The sequence below is a fragment of the Aurantimicrobium minutum genome, assembly GCF_029894165.1.
Classification (GTDB): Bacteria; Actinomycetota; Actinomycetes; order Actinomycetales; family Microbacteriaceae; genus Aurantimicrobium; species Aurantimicrobium minutum_A.
The window spans coordinates 761,570-779,375 of record NZ_JARXXU010000001.1; the positions used below are offsets into that span (position 1 = coordinate 761,570).

Annotated in this window: 16 protein-coding genes; 12 read left to right on the forward strand and 4 right to left on the reverse strand. The window is 57.1% G+C overall.

The window, feature by feature from the left end; genetic code table 11:
- Positions 1 to 2: 2 nt before the first annotated feature.
- Complete coding sequence (gene xseA, locus M2119_RS04000) at positions 3 to 1,226, reverse strand: exodeoxyribonuclease VII large subunit (RefSeq protein ID WP_280803665.1); 1,224 nt, start codon at positions 1,224 to 1,226, stop codon at positions 3 to 5.
- A gap of 113 nt (positions 1,227 to 1,339) precedes the next feature.
- Here xseA and M2119_RS04005 point away from each other — a divergent pair, with 113 nt between their 5' ends.
- From M2119_RS04005 to M2119_RS04015, 3 genes are all read left to right on the forward strand, one after another.
- On the forward strand, positions 1,340 to 2,311 hold the full coding sequence (locus tag M2119_RS04005) for a 4-hydroxy-3-methylbut-2-enyl diphosphate reductase (RefSeq protein WP_432418513.1): 972 nt from the start codon (positions 1,340 to 1,342) through the stop codon (positions 2,309 to 2,311).
- A 52-nt stretch (positions 2,312 to 2,363) separates the two neighbouring features.
- Positions 2,364 to 2,951, forward strand: a complete 588-nt coding sequence (locus tag M2119_RS04010; RefSeq protein WP_280803666.1) for a TetR/AcrR family transcriptional regulator — start codon at positions 2,364 to 2,366, stop codon at positions 2,949 to 2,951.
- 76 nt (positions 2,952 to 3,027) lie between these two features.
- Entirely contained in the window at positions 3,028 to 5,454 is a 2,427-nt protein-coding gene (locus M2119_RS04015) for a beta-glucosidase family protein (protein WP_280804449.1), read from the forward strand.
- Positions 5,455 to 5,513: 59 nt separating this feature from the next.
- Here the strand turns inward: M2119_RS04015 and M2119_RS04020 are convergent, their stop codons facing one another.
- Entirely contained in the window at positions 5,514 to 6,446 is a 933-nt protein-coding gene (locus M2119_RS04020) for an alpha/beta hydrolase (protein WP_280803667.1), read from the reverse strand.
- A 244-nt stretch (positions 6,447 to 6,690) separates the two neighbouring features.
- Here M2119_RS04020 and M2119_RS04025 point away from each other — a divergent pair, with 244 nt between their 5' ends.
- From M2119_RS04025 to M2119_RS04050, 6 genes are all read left to right on the forward strand, one after another.
- A complete protein-coding gene (locus tag M2119_RS04025; protein WP_280803668.1) occupies positions 6,691 to 8,211 on the forward strand; it encodes an ABC transporter substrate-binding protein in 1,521 nt (506 codons plus the stop codon).
- Between the two features lie 72 nt (positions 8,212 to 8,283).
- Complete coding sequence (locus tag M2119_RS04030) at positions 8,284 to 9,222, forward strand: ABC transporter permease (protein ID WP_280803669.1); 939 nt, start codon at positions 8,284 to 8,286, stop codon at positions 9,220 to 9,222.
- The gene (locus M2119_RS04035; RefSeq protein ID WP_280803670.1) at positions 9,222 to 10,979 is read left to right on the forward strand and encodes a dipeptide/oligopeptide/nickel ABC transporter permease/ATP-binding protein; all 1,758 of its coding nucleotides are present in this window, start codon (positions 9,222 to 9,224) and stop codon (positions 10,977 to 10,979) included. The genes M2119_RS04030 and M2119_RS04035 overlap by 1 nt, the downstream gene beginning before the upstream one ends.
- Entirely contained in the window at positions 10,979 to 11,845 is an 867-nt protein-coding gene (locus M2119_RS04040) for an ABC transporter ATP-binding protein (protein ID WP_432418498.1), read from the forward strand. The genes M2119_RS04035 and M2119_RS04040 overlap by 1 nt, the downstream gene beginning before the upstream one ends.
- Entirely contained in the window at positions 11,842 to 12,783 is a 942-nt protein-coding gene (locus tag M2119_RS04045; protein WP_280803671.1) for an alpha/beta hydrolase, read from the forward strand. The genes M2119_RS04040 and M2119_RS04045 overlap by 4 nt, the downstream gene beginning before the upstream one ends.
- 32 nt (positions 12,784 to 12,815) lie before the next feature.
- Complete coding sequence (locus M2119_RS04050) at positions 12,816 to 13,487, forward strand: alpha/beta fold hydrolase (protein ID WP_280803672.1); 672 nt, start codon at positions 12,816 to 12,818, stop codon at positions 13,485 to 13,487.
- A gap of 3 nt (positions 13,488 to 13,490) precedes the next feature.
- Here M2119_RS04050 and M2119_RS04055 read toward each other — a convergent pair whose 3' ends face one another.
- Together M2119_RS04055 and M2119_RS04060 are read right to left on the reverse strand one after the other, a co-directional pair.
- Positions 13,491 to 14,261, reverse strand: a complete 771-nt coding sequence (locus tag M2119_RS04055; RefSeq protein ID WP_280803673.1) for a CoA-transferase subunit beta — start codon at positions 14,259 to 14,261, stop codon at positions 13,491 to 13,493.
- Positions 14,258 to 15,211: a CoA transferase subunit A gene (locus M2119_RS04060; protein WP_280803674.1), complete on the reverse strand. Its 954-nt coding sequence runs from the start codon at positions 15,209 to 15,211 to the stop codon at positions 14,258 to 14,260. The genes M2119_RS04055 and M2119_RS04060 overlap by 4 nt, the downstream gene beginning before the upstream one ends.
- A gap of 112 nt (positions 15,212 to 15,323) precedes the next feature.
- Between M2119_RS04060 and M2119_RS04065 the strand changes: the two genes are divergently transcribed.
- The 3 genes from M2119_RS04065 (at position 15,324) to M2119_RS04075 (ending at position 17,804) form a co-directional block, all read left to right on the forward strand.
- Positions 15,324 to 16,262 carry a LysR family transcriptional regulator gene (locus M2119_RS04065; RefSeq protein ID WP_280803675.1) on the forward strand — a complete coding sequence of 313 codons (939 nt, stop codon included), beginning with the start codon at positions 15,324 to 15,326 and terminating at the stop codon, positions 16,260 to 16,262.
- Positions 16,263 to 16,345: 83 nt separating this feature from the next.
- Complete coding sequence (locus M2119_RS04070) at positions 16,346 to 16,792, forward strand: VOC family protein (protein ID WP_280803676.1); 447 nt, start codon at positions 16,346 to 16,348, stop codon at positions 16,790 to 16,792.
- A gap of 22 nt (positions 16,793 to 16,814) precedes the next feature.
- Positions 16,815 to 17,804, forward strand: a complete 990-nt coding sequence (locus M2119_RS04075; RefSeq protein WP_280803677.1) for a cyclase family protein — start codon at positions 16,815 to 16,817, stop codon at positions 17,802 to 17,804.
- The last annotated feature ends 2 nt before the right edge of the window (positions 17,805 to 17,806 follow it).

Below are 17,806 nucleotides of genomic sequence, written 5' to 3' on the forward strand. Positions count from 1 at the left end.
GGTTACGATTCTACCTTTCGCGAACCTGAAGAAACGGCGTCAATGGTGCCTTCGGCGAGGGTCAGGCTGAAGGTGGTTGCCGCGGGTGCTTCGGCTGCGGCGCGGACGACCTTGCCAGACGCAAGCACAGCGATGGCGTAGCCGCGGTCGAGAGTGTGTTGGGGAGAGAGCGCTCGGAGCTGAGTTTTCAAGGACTGAGTTTCTTGCGCGGCATTGTGCAAGATACGGTCAACCACATCTGAACCTCGTTGCACCGTGCGCACGATTTCTTCTGCGCGGGTCGTGATAATCCATTCGGCATCTGCGAGCACCGGTCGAGAACGTAACGTATCGAGCTTGTCTGACTCGGAAGAAAGGAAACCGGTCACGCGGTTAGCGATGCGACTGCGCGCATCGGCCACGCGCGCGAGTTCTTCACTCACGTCGGGAACAACGCGCTTGGCCGCATCCGTTGGTGTGGACGCACGCAAGTCCGCCACGTTGTCCAACAGCGGGGCATCGGCTTCGTGGCCGATGGCACTCACCAGGGGGGTGACACAGGCAGCAGCTGCACGGACGAGCTTCTCGTCGCTGAAGGGCAGCAAATTCTGGAAGTCGCCACCGCCGCGGGCGATGATGATGACGTCAACAGTGGGATCTGCATCGAGTTTCTGGATGGCTGCGATGACCTCCGGCACGGTCTGATCGCCCTGCACCTTGGTGTGGATGACGGTGAACTCGACCTGAGGCCAACGTAGGTGGGCATTCCGCAGGACATCTTTTTCGGCATCGGAGTCTTGCCCGGTAATCAATCCGATGCGCTGAGGGAGAAAGGGAAGGGGAACTTTGCGGTCCGCATCAAAGAGACCCTCTGTCGCGAGTTGTGTGCGCAGACGTTCAAGTTTTTCCAGCAAATCGCCGAGACCCACATGGCGCAGCTCCAGGATGTTGAGCCCTAAGTTGCCGTTCTTCTTCCAGAAGTCGACCTTCACCAACGCGATGACGCGATCACCTTGTTTGATATCAGCCGGCATATTCGTTTTTGCGTTCGACCAGATGGTGAAGCCCATGGTGGAGTCTTCAGTGAGGTCTTTGAGTTTGCCAAAGACGCCGGAGGATCGCTGATCCCACTGGGTAATCTCGCCTTCGACCCAGACCAGCCCAAGGCGGTCCAGATAGGACTTGAGCTTGGTGGTGAGCGCGGCAATGGGCCACGGATTCTCCGGGGTGGCCGCCATTTCGCTCATACTCTCGAGGGTAGTCGAGACCACGGTCACGCACCCACTTCTTCTCTCCTACACTGGAACACGTGAGCGCTAAGAACATCGGTCTGGGTATGCCCCGCATTGCCCGCCCCACCATGACTCTCGTGGAGATGCCGTCGCCCGAGCCCAAGCGTGTTCTGCTGGCAGCACCACGTGGCTATTGCGCCGGAGTGGACCGTGCCGTGATCACCGTGGAGAAGGCACTCGAGACCTATGGGGCTCCGGTGTATGTGCGCAAAGAGATCGTGCACAACAAGCACGTTGTCACCACGTTGGAAGAAGCCGGTGCCATCTTCGTCAACGAAGTAGATGAAGTACCCGAAGGCTCACACCTCGTTTTCTCTGCACACGGTGTCTCACCAGCCGTCGTCGCTGAGGCTGAATCTCGCAACATGCAGGCCATTGATGCCACCTGCCCATTGGTGACCAAGGTTCACCGTGAAGCAGTGCGTTTCGCCCGAGACGATTACGAAATCTTGTTGATTGGTCACATCGGTCACGAAGAAGTGGAGGGCACCGCTGGTGAAGCTCCCGACCACGTCACCATCGTCGACGGCCCTCATGCAGTGGACTCGATTGTGGTCAAGGACCCCAACAAGGTGGTGTGGCTTTCTCAGACCACGCTGAGCGTGGACGAAACCATGGAGACGGTGCGTCTCTTGCGTGAGCGCTTCCCGAACTTGCAAGATCCCCCCAGCGATGACATTTGTTATGCCACGCAAAACCGCCAGGTTGCCATCAAGAAGGTCGCTGCACAATCAGACCTCGTGATTGTGGTGGGCTCGGCCAACTCGTCGAACTCGGTTCGTTTGGTCGAAGTAGCGCTGGAATACGGCGCCAAGGCGTCGTACCGAGTGGACTTTGCGGACGAAATCAAGCAGGAATGGTTTGAGGGTGTCTCTTCTGTAGGAGTCACCAGTGGCGCCTCTGTTCCGGAGGAACTCGTGCAAGATGTGCTCGAGGTGCTGGCAACCGGTGGTTTCACCACGATCGAAGAAGTAAAAACGGCCGAGGAAGACCTTATTTTCTCTCTGCCCAAAGAGCTTCGCCCCAAACGTTCGGTCTAAACACACTCGCAGCTTGCCCAAAACCTTTCACTGTGAGGAATATAGTGACGGGGTGGAATCAAAGAAGCGTGGCCCCTACCAAAAGGGCATAGATAAGAAGCGCGAGATCATGACCGTGGCGATGGTCTATTTCTCTAAGAATGGTTTTTACGCCACCTCCATGCGCGAAATCGCCAAAGCCTGTGACCTCACCCAGGCGGGTTTGTTGCACCACTTTGGTTCCAAAGAAGAACTACTCATGAAGATCATCGAAGAACGTGATGCGATCCAGGGCAATCGTTTTGAGCTCGGTCACGGTACCTGGATCGAACGAATTCTCGCCATTGCACGGGAGGACATATCGAATAAAACCGAGGCCCTCTTGTTCTCGACGTTGGCGGCTGAAGCAGAAGACCCAGCTCACCCTGCGCACAGCTTTATGGTGACGCGTTACCGTGATACCGTCGCGTTGTTTGCGAGCTATATCGCGAAAGACGCGGGCAGGGATGTTCCTGCCCCCGAAGATGTTCTGAGCTCGCGCATCGTTGTGGCTATCTGGGATGGTTTGCAGCTGCAGTGGCTCATCGATGATGACTTCGACATGATCCCCGCTTTTACTGAGGCGTTGACCCGCGTCGCCGGGGTAAAACAGAGCGTTTAGCCCGCACTGGGGTTTCGTTGACTACTCCGTTAATAAACCTCTCATCTGAAGGGTTTTTAGTGTTATCGTGACTGCTATGAAAAGTTTCCCTCGCGAGATTGTTGACCTCATCTCGAAGCTCAGTGTTGAGCAAAAAGTTTCCCTTGTCAGTGGCGATGGCCCCTGGTCGACCACCGCAATCCCAGAAATTGGGCTGCGACGAATGGTCATGTCCGATGGCCCCAGCGGTGTTCGTGGAGAAGTGTGGGATGAGCGCCACAAGTCATTCACCCTGCCCTCTGCCACGTGCACGTCGGCAACCTGGAATCGAGATGCCCTGACAACTCTCGGTGCCATCTCAGCCCTGGAAGCGCGCAGTAAGGGTGTCTCGATTGTTCTGGGTCCCACCATCAACTTGCACCGCTCACCGCTGGGTGGCCGCCACTTTGAAGCATTTAGCGAAGACCCCTACCTCACCGGTGAACTTTCCGTTTCCTACATCAAGGGCGCTCAAGACAACGGCGTGGCCACCACCCCGAAGCACTACGTCGCCAACGACAGCGAAAACGAACGTTTCACTGTCGACGCAATCGTGGACGAGCGCACCCTACGTGAGGTCTACCTCGCTCCTTTCGAAGATTCCGTTGTTGACGGTGAAGCCTGGGGCATGATGGCTGCCTACAACGCCGTCAATGGTGAAACCATGACGGAGAACGATCTACTGCGCACGCCGCTACAAACAGAGTGGGGCTTTGACGGTTTCATGGTCTCGGACTGGACCGCTGTTCGTTCTGTGGAGGAAGCCGGTAACGCCGGACTTGATCTTGCTATGCCAGGACCTGCCACAATCTGGAATGAAGGATTGTTGGCGGCCGTCCAAGCCGGCACCGTCAGCATGGACGCTCTCGATGACAAGGTCGCACGTCTGCTTCTCTTGGCTCAGCGCGTCGGTGCACTCGGTGATTCGGTAGCCAAGACTCCCGCCCGCATTGATGCTCGTGCAGAAATTCGCACGATCGCAGCCCAGGGCATGGTTCTCGTAGAGAACTCCGGCGTATTGCCACTTGCTGGTGCCTCCAGCATCGCGGTTATCGGTCAACATGCCGAAATCGGCCGTATCGGTGGCGGCGGCTCCGCTACCACCATCCCGTACGACTCTGTATCGCCGTTACGCGGTATCCGTGAGGCAGCACCTGCTGGTGCTACCGTCGCGCACGCCTATGGCGTCTATTCGGTTGATGCCCTCGAAGATTACCCACTCGAACAGATCACCGCATCGAACGGGGAGCACGGGATTGACGTGTCCTGGTTCGGCGAAGAAGGCAACCTGTTAGAAAGCGAAGTTCGCTACGCCAACTTCCTCACCCGCCAGTGGCCCGACATCAGCCTCGCCGCCAAGAGTGTGAAAGCCTCGACCACCTTTACGGCCGTTGTTGACGGCGTTCACCGCTTCGGTGGCGGCGGGATGGGTCACCTCACTGTGTATATCAACGGCGAACAGCGTATCTCGGAAAAAATTCAGCCCGAAGGTGCTGACCCCGCGGAGGCGCTTCTCGCTCCACCCCAGCGTTACGTGGATATTGAACTGGCTGCGGGTGAGCAAGTTGTGATCTCAACCGAGTTCGTGACCGACATCCCCCTGTTCTTTGGTCTTGTGACCTCCATCTTTGGTTACCGTGCACCTCGCAAGAGTGAGCAAGCGGAATGGGACGAGGCCATCGCCCTCGCGAAGGCCTCCGACGTCGCCATTGTCGTCGTGGGAACAACCGCTCTGGTGGAAAGCGAAGGTCACGACCGTGACTCTCTCGCCCTCCCCGGCCAGCAGGACGCACTTGTGGATGCGGTTATTGCCGCAAACCCCAACACCATCGTGGTCGTGAACGCGGGTTCTCCTGTGGAGATGCCGTGGCGCACGAAGGCAGCTGCTGTTGTGCTCACCTGGTTCCCCGGTGAAGAGTACGGACACGCGCTCGCCGATGTTCTTTTTGGTCACGCAGAGCCCGGTGGCCGTCTCCCGACCACCTGGCCCGTGGCCATGGCAGATGTTCCTGTATTGGACACCACTCCGAAAGATGGAAAGCTCGTCTATTCCGAGGGCCTCAACATCGGATACCGTGCGTGGGCTGCCTCGGGCAAGACGCCGGCCTATGAATTTGGCTATGGACTCGGGTACACCACGTGGGAACTCGTCGACTTCACGGCGCCGGCGAATGTCGCTCCCGGTGAAGATTTCGAGGTGACCGTTTCGATGACGAATACAGGTGATCGTGACGGCAGTGACGTGGTGCAAATTTATGCATCACGCGAGAACTCCACCGTGACCCGTCCACCGCTGTGGCTCTGTGGTTTTGACCGTGTCAGCGCCGAAGCCGGTGAAACCGTCTCCGTGACGCTGACCATCAAGGGTCGCGCATTCGCAGACTGGGCATCTGGCTGGAACTACGAAGTAGGAACATTTACGCTCAGCGCAGCCCGTTCGGTCAAGCTTGACGGTGCGCTCAATGCCGACGTCACCGTGAACTAATCCCATAACTGTCTGTGGGGGTGTCCGTTTGGACACCCCCACAGACAGTTAACGTGCGGCTAGATGCGTGCGTGGATAAACGCCGCCATGGAGTTGAGTGTGCGATCCATGGGCTCGCAGTCCTGGGGGTAACGGTTGATATGAGCGTGAGGCGTTCCTGGCTCGAAGCTCACCTCCACATCGACTCCTGCGGCAGCGAGCTGTTCAGCGAACTTCTCGCCGGAGGAGCGCAGTGCGTCGTATTCGCAGTTAATGATCTGCGTTGCGGGATAACCGGTGTGGTCTTCCACTTCACCGGCGAACCACCAGCGGGGAGCTCCGGCAATATTGTCATTCGTGAGGTATTTGTTGAGGCCCTCGACCATCTCGCGTCCAATGCCGAAACCGTTGACCTCTTCGAGTTTGCTCTGCAGCTCCTCGCTATAGGGAGGAAGCGTGTGGTGGAGCAGTGGGCAACTGAGCAAAACTCCGGTCACTGCATTCAATCCGAGGTCACGCTGCTGGACAGCGAGTGCTGCGGAGAGCGCACCACCGGCACTAATGCCGCCGACAAAGATTTTTGACGCGTCAATACCGAGTTCGGTCGCGTTCTCGAGGAGCCACTTTAGGGTGGCTAGGCCATCTTCCTGTGGTGCAGGGAAGAGGACGCCATCGTTGCACAGGCGGTAGTCCACCGCCACAACAACCATGGGGGTGCGGTCTGCGATTTCGCGAGCGACAACATCAGATTCGTTCTGCCAGAGCCCACCTTCTGTGAAACCGCCACCGTGGAACCACAGCAGCGCCGGAAGGGTTGCGGTATTTCCTTCGGGGCGATAGACGCGCACGGGAATTTCTGCCTCTGGAGATACCACGGTGATGTCGGTGGTGTGGATTGCGGGGGAGACATAGTCAGTGAGGGGTGCGTTGAAGATTTCTAGTTTTTGACCAAAGTCCAAGTTTTCATCAGCGAAAACGTCGAGGCGATCTGCGAAGAGGGGATGTAGAGGCATGCGTTTACCTTATGTCGGAGAGGAGTAAAAGTGGGAGTGAAGCATGTTTTCACCGTGGGAAACAGAAATTTCTCGACAGTGAGGTGTAACAAATCCGCGTAGTCAAGCCTGAGTTCTGTAACAAAAAATAACAACTTGATAAAGGATTTTTGAAAACCTACAGGATTATAGGTTTTGATGCTATTTTAGTTTCTTGGCGGTCCAAGACGGATTGCTTCTTATTCAGATATGAAAGGGACCAAAGATGTTCCGTTGGAAACTATCCGTCACCGCTGCTGTCGCAGCTGCGACGCTCGCACTGTCCGGATGTGCTGCATCCGACTCTGCACCAGCGACTGACGAGTCCGTAGTACTCGGCCAGATCATTGCACCAAGCTCCTTCGACGTCAGCCAGGCTGAGTGGGGTAACCGCGCACTCTACTACCAGGCTGTCTACGACACCCTCCTGGTCACCAACGCAGATGGATCGATCGATCCTTACCTCGCGTCGGCATACTCCTACAACGAGGACAACACTGTCCTGACCCTCACCCTTCGTGACGACGTCAAGTTCACCGACGGCACTGCGTTCAACGCAGATGTTGCTGTTCAGAACCTGGAGCGATTCAAGAACGGTGGCGGTCTTGCCGCTAACGACTTCGCCAGCGTCGAATCCTTCGAGGCAACTGACGACTACACCGTTGTCATCACCCTCTCTGCTCCAGATCCTGCACTGACCACCTACATCGGTCGCGAAGCTGGTCTGATGGCAAGCCCTGCAATGTTTGATGCAGAAGATGCTGCAACCAACCCCATCGGTTCTGGCCCCTACATCCTGGACCAGAAGGCAACCGTTGACGGTTCTAGCTACGTCTTCACCGCTAACCCTGACTACTGGAACCCAGAAGTTCAGCACTACACCGAGATCACCATGAAGGTGCTGTCTGACCCCACCGCCATTACCAACGCAATTCAGGCTGGCGAAGTTAACGCTGCCAAGCTTGCTGGTAACAAGGACAACGCTCAGATCGAGGGCGCTGGTTGGGCACTCAACATGAACGAGCTTGACTTCATGGGTCTGCTCCTCCTGGACCGCGCCGGAACCACTAACCCTGCACTGGGTGATGTCAAGGTTCGCCAGGCCATCAACTACGCTGTCGACCGCGAGGGACTCCTCGAGGCACTTCAGCAGGGTAACGGTACTGCCACCACTCAGGTATTCAAGGAATCTTCTCCTGCATACGACCCCGCACTGGATGAGATGTACCCCTACGACCCCGCAAAGGCTAAGAAGCTTCTTGCGGAAGCCGGATACGCAGATGGTCTCACCATCTCCATGCCCAGCACCGTCGTACTCGACCCAACTGCATTCACTATCATCGCTCAGCAGCTCGCTGACGTAGGTATCACTGCTGAATACAGCGACACCGCTCCTGAGAACTACATTGCAGACATGCTTGCACCTAAGTTCCCAGCTGCATACATGGCACTCGAAGAGCAGAAGGACTGGCAGCTCATTCAGTTCATGCTGAGCCCCACTGCTATCTTCAACCCCTTCAAGTACGCTGATGCAACTTCGACCGCTCTGATCAACGAGATCCAGGCTGGCGACGAGGCAACTCAGAACGCTAAGGCTAAGGAACTCAACAAGTTCGTTGTTGAGCAGGCTTGGTTCGCACCGTTCTTCCGTGTACAGGTTGGCTACGCTACCGATCCCGCAACTTCGGTAACCGTCATGCCTACCAACGCTGTTCCATCGCTCTACGATATTCAGCCTAAGAAGTAACACATAACAACCCTTGTGGGGTCAGCCTGAACTTGTTTAGGCTGGCCCCACTATGGTGATGGGACCCTCCTCGTGATTCGATTTATCCTCGGCCGCCTGCTTGCAGGTCTAGTTTTGGTTCTGGTGATTTCTGCCCTTACCTTCGCCATGCTTTACGCAAACAGCGAAAACATTGCACGCCGTATTCTCGGCCAGCAAGCAACACAAGACCTCATTGAGCGTAAGACCGAAGAACTCGGTCTGAACCGCCCCCTCTGGCAGCAATACGGTGACTGGGTAGTCAACGCTCTGCAGGGAAACTTTGGTCGCTCCTGGTTTACCGGTGAGCTCGTCAGTGAAGGCGTGAGTAACCGCCTCATCGTGACGCTCACCCTGGTACTGGGCGCCACCCTCATCGCAGCCATCGTCGCTGTAGTCCTCAGCGTTCTCGCTGCCGTCCGCGGAGGCTGGATCGACCGCGTCGTCCAGATCATCTCCATCATTGGTTTTGCTCTGCCGGGCTTCTTGCTCGCGCTGGGCCTCGTCCTCATCTTCGCCATCAACCTGGGCTGGTTCAACGCCACCGGATACACCCCCATTACGGAAGATGTGGGTGCCTGGTCACGTTCAATTGTTCTCCCCATTACGGCACTTGCCTTGGGCACCGTCTCGGTCGTCACTCAGCAGGTGCGTGGAGCAATTCTGGATGGACTCAACCGCGACTATGTACGCACCTTGCGCAGCCGTGGTCTCGGACTGAACAAGATTGTTCTCAAGCACATCCTGCGAAACGCGGGTGGCCCAGCATTGTCGGTTCTGGCCGTTCAGTTCATTGGTCTGCTCGGTGGCGCCGTCATCGTGGAGCAGGTCTTCGCTATACCTGGTATTGGTCAACTTGCAGTGAGCTCCACGGTCAAGGCTGACATCCCCATGGTGATGGGGCTCGTTCTTGTCACCGCCATTATCGTCGTACTGGTCAACCTGCTCATTGATCTCAGTCAGGCGGCATTGAACCCGAAAGTGAGAATGTAATGTCGGAGTTCACTCCTGCCGCCACGGTCGCACCTGATGCGCCCAGCGACCACCTCTTCCGTAAGTTGTTGCGTAATCCCCTCGCTGTGGTGTCGATGGCGTATCTGCTTATCCTGACCTTGGTTGCAATTCTGGGAAGCTTTATTGCTCCTCACGACCCCAACTTGTCCTCCATTAAGGAAATCTTGAACCAACCGAGTGCTGAGCACCTGTTGGGAACAGACTCGGCTGGTCGTGACGTGATATCCCGACTGCTCGTCGCGACGCAAGTCAGTATTGCTGCAGCTTTAGTCGCGCTGGTTGTCTCCCTCATTATTGGTGTCGTGGGCGGCTTGCTCGCTGGGTATTACGGTGGCTTCTTTGACAATATTTCTTCGTGGGGAACGGCCATCATCATGGCCTTGCCTGCGGTGATCGTTTTGTTGGCAGCTCGCGCCGTCTTCGGACCTTCGGTGTGGATGTCGATGGCGGTCTTCGGGGTCCTGCTCTCGCCTGCCTTCTTTAGGCTGGTCTATACCCTGGTTCGAGGGGTGCGCGGCGAACTCTACGTTGATGCTGCCCGTGTCTCTGGTTTGAGCGATAGCCGCATCATTGGTCGCCACATTCTGACCGTTGTTCGCGCACCGATCATCATTCAGTCGGCCATTGTGTTGGGTATTGCTATCGCGATTCAATCTGGTCTGGAATTCTTGGGCCTCGGTGACCTGATGGTTCCCACCTGGGGCGCCATGCTTAATGACGGTTTCGGCAACATCTACCGTCAGCCCACTCTGGTGATTTGGCCCGCATTGGCGGTGGCTTTCACCTGTATGGCACTGGTTCTGTTGGCTAACTCCATTCGTGACATCCTCGAAGGCTCTGCCCCCACCCAGCGCCGCACCGTCAAGGTCGTTCCTGAGGTAGAAACTGCAGAATCAGCACCTGCTTCTGACATCTTGCTGTCGGTTCGCAACGTTCGCGTGGGCTACAACCAGCCGGGAGGTTCTATCAAGGAGGTTGTCCACGGTGTCAGCCTCGACCTCCGTAAAGGTGAAGTCCACGGTCTGATTGGTGAATCCGGCTCGGGAAAGACGCAGACAGCATTCTCGGTGATGGGCTTGCTCCCACAGGGCGGTAACGTCCTCGGTGGATCAATCCTGTTCGATGGCATTCAGCTTGTGGGCGCTTCTGAGGACGTCTTCCGCAAGGTTCGTGGTCGTCGCATCGCCTACATTCCTCAGGAGCCCATGTCCAACCTGGACCCTTCCTTCACCATTGGTAGTCAACTCATTGAACCGATGCGTGATGTTCTGGGTATTTCCAAAAAGGACGCACAAGAGCGCGTGATTGCGTTGCTTCGTCGCGTGGGAATTCCTGACCCTGCACGCACCATGGCCTCCTACCCTCACGAAATTTCTGGTGGAATGGCACAGCGTGTGCTCATTGCCGGTGCCGTCTCCTGTGATGCTGAACTCATCATCGCGGACGAGCCCACCACCGCCCTCGACGTGACCGTTCAGGCTGAAGTTTTGGATCTGCTGCGTGATCTGCAGCAGGAGCGTCAGCTCAGCATCCTGCTCGTGACGCACAACTTCGGTGTTGTGGCTGACCTGTGTGACCGTGTGTCGGTGATGCAGATGGGCAAGATCGTCGAAAGCGGTGACGTGGTCGATATCTTTACCAAGCCCACCAACGCGTACACAAAGTCGCTGCTGGACGCGATCTTGGACGAAAGCACTCCACGTGGGGCATTGGCAACGACCGGAGGGGCCGCCTGATGGAAAACCTTCTTCAGATCAAAGACCTTGAGGTTACCTACAAGGCCAAGGGGTTCGGCAAGAAGCCGTTCACTGCTCTGCACTCGGTATCACTCGACATCAAGCCAGGTGAGACCCTGGGCCTCGTGGGTGAATCCGGTTCCGGTAAGACCACCCTCGGTCGTGCCGTTCTCGGACTTGCCCCGGTCACCGGAGGAAGCATCCTCTACCGCGACCGTGACATTGCACATCTGGGACGTAAGGAACGTCGCACGCTGAGCTCCGAAATCCAGGTTGTGTTCCAGGACCCTTACAATTCCCTCAACCCTTCCATGAACATCGGTGAGATCCTGATGGAGCCACTCACCGCTGCGGGAGTGAGCCGTGCCGATGCCAGCCAGCGTGTCAACGGTCTGCTCGACAGCGTGGGGCTGCCCTCCGATGCTGCGAAGCGTTTGCCTCGCGAGTTCAGTGGTGGCCAGCGACAGCGCGTCGCTATCGCCCGAGCTCTGGCGCTGGACCCTAAGCTCATCGTGTGTGATGAGCCCGTCAGCGCGCTCGACTTGACCACGCAGGAACGCGTACTGGATCTCTTCATCGAGATTCAGGAACGCACGGGAGTCTCTTACCTCTTCGTGTCCCATGACCTGGGCGTTGTGCGACACATCAGCCACCGCGTTGCGGTGATGTTCCATGGGAACATCGTTGAAGTCGGCGATGGAGATCAGGTCACCTCGAATCCTCAGCACCCCTACACGCAGAAGCTTCTGATGGCCTCGCCCCTGGCAGACCCCATCCGACAGCGTGAGCGTCGTGAACAGCGCAAGGCATTCCTGGAGGGATACCCCGGCACTGAGACCATCCTTGCTGCAGGAAAAAAGAAATGACCGACAACTCGTCAGTAGACCCTGGGGTTGAATTCGCCCACACCTTCATCAACATGTTGGCCAGTGGCGGTTCGATGCCGGATCCCCGTGACGATATCGACCACGCGTCCTTGCTTGCCAGGTTCCCTGAACTGCAGAGCGTTGCAGTGCGCGACGTGGACATCCCGAGTGTGCATGGCTCGGTTCCCGGACGTGTCTACGACCCCCAAGACCCCTCGGGTGTTGCCTTAGTGTGGATCCACGGCGGTGCGTTCATTGCCGGCGATCTTGATATGCCGGAATCTAACTGGGTTGCGCTGGTGCTCGCTTCGCGCGGTATCGCTGTTCTTGCCCTGGATTATTCCAAGGCCCTCAACGGTGTTCATCATCCCGTGCCCAACGATGAAGCAACTGCTGCCTGGCTTGTGGCCACAGCAGCAGACAGCAGTATCTGGGCGCAACAGCCCCGGTCTATCCATCTCGGTGGTGCCAGCGCGGGAGCTAACCTGTCGGCAGGCGTTGCCTTGCGCATGCTGGCTGAAGGTCAGACTCTTCCTGCGTCGCTCATTTCGATTTACCCCGTCATGCACGACATCGTTCCTGCAGCCAGCTCCGAAGCTGCTGCTGCAGCGGACACACTGCGTCCCGACCAGCGCTTCACCCCGGGCTTCATGCGCGTGATCAACGACAACTACGTCGGCGAGGCCGACCCCCGTGCCGTGCCCGTGGCATTCCCCGCGGACGGTGTGGTTGCCGGAATGTCTCCCGTACTTCTCATCAACGCAGAAGCAGATGACCTTCGTCCCTCCGGAGAAGCTTTTGCAGAACAACTGAAGGCTGCAGGAGTTCCTGTCTCGCTTTCTTTCGAACCAGGAACTGCTCACGGCTATCTCAACGAACCAGGCCACCCCGGTGCTCTGGAGACGTTGACCGCCATGCAGGACTGGATGACGAAGTAAACACTTCCTTTCACGAGTAAAGAGACAAACTCATGGCAACAATTGTGCTGATCGCGGGCAGCGGTCACGGTGGCTGGTATTTTGACGAGGTCGTCCCTGGCTTGAAACAGCTTGGTCACACCGTCTATGCCCCCACCCTGACAGGGATGGACCACGAGAACCCGGTTTCGACGGTCATCAACCTCGATACTCACATCGAAGATGTTGTGCAGCTCGTTGAATCAGAGAACCTCACCGATGTTGTTCTGGTCGGCCACAGTTATGCCGGCATGGTGATCACCGGAGCCGCTGAGCGTCTGCGCGGGAGGATTCGGGGGCTGCTCTACTGTGATGCGATGGTCCCTGAGCCCGGTAAGCGGCTGTGGGATGCCCTCAGCATCGAGATGCAAGAACTGTTCCTCAGTGTGAGTTTTGATGGATACCGGGTATTCCCAGACCCTGCGTTCCAGGAGATGCGTCCCCGTGTCGTCCCGCACCCACTGCCTACCTATCTCCAGCCGGTTCACTATGAACCCTCTGCACTAGACGTGGATATCAAAGTGTTTGTTCTCGCTGCCGAGAATAACCCCAGCCCATTCCAGGAGATCGCGAAGCGTCTCGAAGGTCAGGCTGACTGGACGGTCATTTCCGTGGCCTCCGGGCACGACATGTTTGTCGATGTTCCCGGGCGCATGCTCGAGATCATCGCAGAGGCCGTGGCCTAGTCCTTACCGCAGATAGACGCCCGAGGGGTCAATCTCGTCGCGTAGGAGTGCAAGTTCAGCCTCGGTGGGCGGCGCAATCACGGTGAGCTCAGGTGAAACCTGTAGTTCCCAGCCCGTGGCGGCAACGACATCTTCCGCGGTGATGCCGCGGTGAATTGCGGTCAAAGTAAGTTCTTCGCCTGCTCCAGCACGTGACATCACACCGTATTCGGTGAACACTTTGGTCACACCGCGGGAGCGGGGTGTTCCACCCTCGGCAATCACGCGGTCGGGACCAGCAGAGGTGCAGAAGTCAAGTTCTTTCACAAAAGCACGTGCGGTGTGACGACGCATAATGACAAAGGTCTCGTTGGCGTTGGCCAATACTTCGTGCGCACCGCCGGAGCCAGGGAGGCGCTTTGCGGGCGCATCCCAGTCACCGATCACGGAGGAGTTGAGGTTGCCATGCTTATCAATTTGGGCGGCACCGAGGAAACCCACATCAATACGGCCTCCCTGGAGGACGTAGCCGAAGAGGGCGCTAATGGTGAGTACTGCTTCGGAGTCGGTGATGAGTACCGCATCGGCGATGGTCGAGGGTAGCTCACTGGGGTGTGCTCCGCAGACGCCGGATTCGTAGATCACTTCGAGGTTGGTCGCCGTGGTGTTTTGTGCCAGAGAAACTGCCAAGGTGGGCAGGCCGATGCCGGCAAAGACCACACTGTTATCCACCAACTCGCGTGCGGCGGTGATGGTGATGAGTTCGTCTACTGAGTAGGACTGTGTGGTGGTCATCTGCGTCTTCCGTAGTTCACTGGCTGACTCATGGCGGGGGCAACCGAGAGGCGTTCGCGCTCGGCTGCGCCCATGAGTTCGACGTATTCGGAGTGGTCTGTCGTTCCGTGCACCCAGGTGGCTAGCCACTCGGCCAGAAGTGCTTCGTCGGCACTGATGGCTGACCAGGAGCGATAGAAGTCGTTGTCTCGGTCGTAGTAACCCTGGATGAAGGACGGGTGAGCGCCGAAGGGAACCGGGACGACCGCAGAAACTGCGTGGGAAGGAATGATGGTGCGGTTCGGGTCTGAACGGACGACGTCATCGGGAACAATCTCTTCCACCGTGACGATGGCGTGCTTGGCGGAGAACACGGCCTCGGCTTGGATGCCGGTCAAGCCCCACATCTGGACATTGCCCCACTGGTCTGCGCGCTGGGCATGCACAATTGCCACATCAGGGTTGATGGGGGGAACGACATAGATTTCTTCGGGCTTACCGTCGGGACCAGGGTAAGGGGAGAGTACCTTGCGGATCTCGGGGTTCACTTTGGGCAAGTCGCTGCCGAAGTAGGAACGGAGGGGATAGAAGGGAAGCTTCTGTGCGCCGGCGAGGTATCGACAGACCATGCCGTAGTGGCTGTATTCCACGTAGTTAAGGTTCTGGGGTCCGGATGCTTCGATCCGGCGGCGTATTTCACCGAGGGATCCAGCCGAAGAGTTGCCCACGAAGGAGGAAACCAAGGTGCTGATGCAGTTTGCTGCCAGCATCTGGTCCACCACGATATCGGCGGTCATGCGCACCAGGGTGAGGTCCGTGATGCCCTGTCGAATGATTTCGTGCCCGGCAGCTGTGGGAATGGCGTGGGTAAAACCCTCGAGCGAGACAGTGTCACCGGAGTGCACATAGGTGGAGATGGCGTCGCGCAAGCCCATGACTTTGGGTTTGCGGTTGGCGGCAAGTGTGGACACGGAGGTACTCCCAGCTGATCAGCAGTCTGCCTCGAGTGTGCCACAGAGCATTGAGCACAGTCCAATACTTTATAGCTCTGTTATTTTGAACGATTTTTTATATAATTGAGCTATGGAACTGCGCCACATTCACGCGTTCATTGCTGTCGCGGAAGAATTGCACTTTGGTCGGGCCGCCGAACGACTCCGACTCGCCCAGCCTCCGCTGAGCCAGCAGATTCGCCAACTCGAAAAAGAGCTGGGGGTACAGCTCTTCAATCGCACCACCCGTTCGGTGCAATTGACGGACTCCGGTGAGGCATTTCTGACCCATGCCCGGTTGGTGTTCCGCGAGCTCAATGAAGCAGAACTAGCGGCCAAAGCCGCAGGTTCTGGCCAGTATGGCCGGGTGCGCATTGGTTTTGCCGGCGCATCGAGCCGTTTCCTGCTGCCTCAGTTGGCGCAGGGTGTTCAGCAGAAATTCCCCAACATCGAGCTGGTGTTACAGGGTCAGCTCTATGCCAATGCGGCGCAGGAGGCCTTGATTAAGGGCGACATCGAAGTGGGTTTTGTGCGTCTGCCGTTTACTGTGCCTGGCCTGAATTACCGCCCTATTGAGGAAGAAACACTGATGTGTGTCGTTCCGGCCGATCACTGGTTGACGCAGAAAGAAAGCATCACAGTGACGGACCTCGCGCAGGAACCTTTTGTGAGCTTTCCACGCGGGTCAGGATCTACCATGCGTGCGATTACACACCGCGTGTGCTGGGAGCACGGTTTCGTCCCCAACGTTGTCCAGGATGCTCCCGACTCCTACACAATCCAAGCGCTCGTGGCCGCTGGCCAGGGTATCTCGTTGACGCTTTCCTCCACAATTCACATTCAGCAACCGGGTGTGAAATATCTCAAATTGGAGGGAAACGTTCCTCGCTTCCAGTCCGCTGTGGCCTGGCGGGCAGACAACGATTCTGCCGCGGTCGCATCTGTCATTCAGGTAGCGGAGTCAATCCTGCCGACCCCGAAGCATCCGCTGAGTACGGCAGATGCTTCCTACCTCGATTCAGAGGAATAATTACATAAAAGCCTGTCAATTTGATATTGGACTTGAGGGTAATAGTCGTGACAGAGTCATAGCAAACGAGAGGAATAAATCCGATGGCATATTTGAGACTGCACCACGTAAACGTCACCTCCGACAACATGTCGACGCTGGCTGAGTTTTACGAGAAGGCACTGGGTCTGAACCTCCTTCCTTCACCTCCCATGATCGCGACCTCTGCCGCTGAAACCACCGATGGTGACGAAGCATGGGCAGACGCTGCCAAGTTCTACGAAGCAGGCGACCCCGACGAACTTCAGATTCACGTCACCCAGCGCCAGCCTTATCTGGCCCTGCAGGAGAAGCACTCGGTCAACCCCCTCATTGGTGGTCACTACGCTTTCCGCACCGACAACATTGAAGAAATCAAGGCACAGCTCACTGCCAACAACATTCCCTTCGACGACTGGGGTATTTGGTCAGTCAAGGGCTGGCACCAGATTTTCCTGACTGACCCTGCCGGCAACATGATCGAAATCCACGAAGTAAAGTCGACCAACTAGGTCAACACTGAACGACAACGCAATGGTGCAGAGTCCCTTCCCGACATATACCGAGCTCCCTCAGCATGAGGGCTCACTCTATCCAGACGCCTGGGGCGTGTTTGGAGAAGAGGATCGGGTAGGGACTCTGAACCACTTAACCCCTCAGCGTGTGCTGAATGCAAAGAACAGCATTCGCACCGGCCAGGTGTTTAACCTCAACCTGTCGCTCAACTTCTTCACCCCAGCACTGATTAGCCACCGCGGCCTCGTGCAGCACGAGATCTTTGGTCTCAATGAGTTTCACCGTGACGAACGTCTGGATAGCTTCTTTACTCAAGCTTCGACGCAGATCGATAGCCTGCGTCACTTTGCCCACCCCGACCGTGGGTTCTATAACGGTGTGAGCGGAGACATCCTCGACACCGAACACGGTGAGCTCAGCATCCACAACGTGGCCGAGCGAGGCATTACAGGCCGAGGAATCCTTATCGATGTTGCCCGGTACCGGGAAAGCATTGGTCGTCCAATTAACACCATGAGTGATGAACAGCTCAGTGTGGAAGACCTGGACAACACTCTGGCGTATCAGGGCACAACCCTGGAGCCAGGGGACATTCTTCTGCTGCGTACCGGCTGGATTGCGGACTACCGCAAGGGACGCCATGTGCCCGGCAGTCCCGTACTTTCTGCAGGCCTGGCCCAGAGCGAAGAGATTGCGGCATGGTTGTGGAACAGCCAAGCAGCCATGATTGCTGCCGACAATTTGGCTGTCGAAGCCTGGCCTGCCAACCGTGTCAACCTGCCCACCATTGCCGAGCAGGAAGGCCGGATGGAACCATCCAGCCACACCGGCATGCTGCACCGGCTCCTCATTGGTCTCCTCGGTTTCACCCTCGGTGAACTGTGGGATCTTGACGAGCTCGGCGATGCCTGTGCTGCATCAGGGCACTACGACGTCTTTCTTACTGCAGAACCCCTCAACCTCGTTGGTGGTGCGGGAAGCCCCGCCAACGCTCTCGCGATTGTCTAACA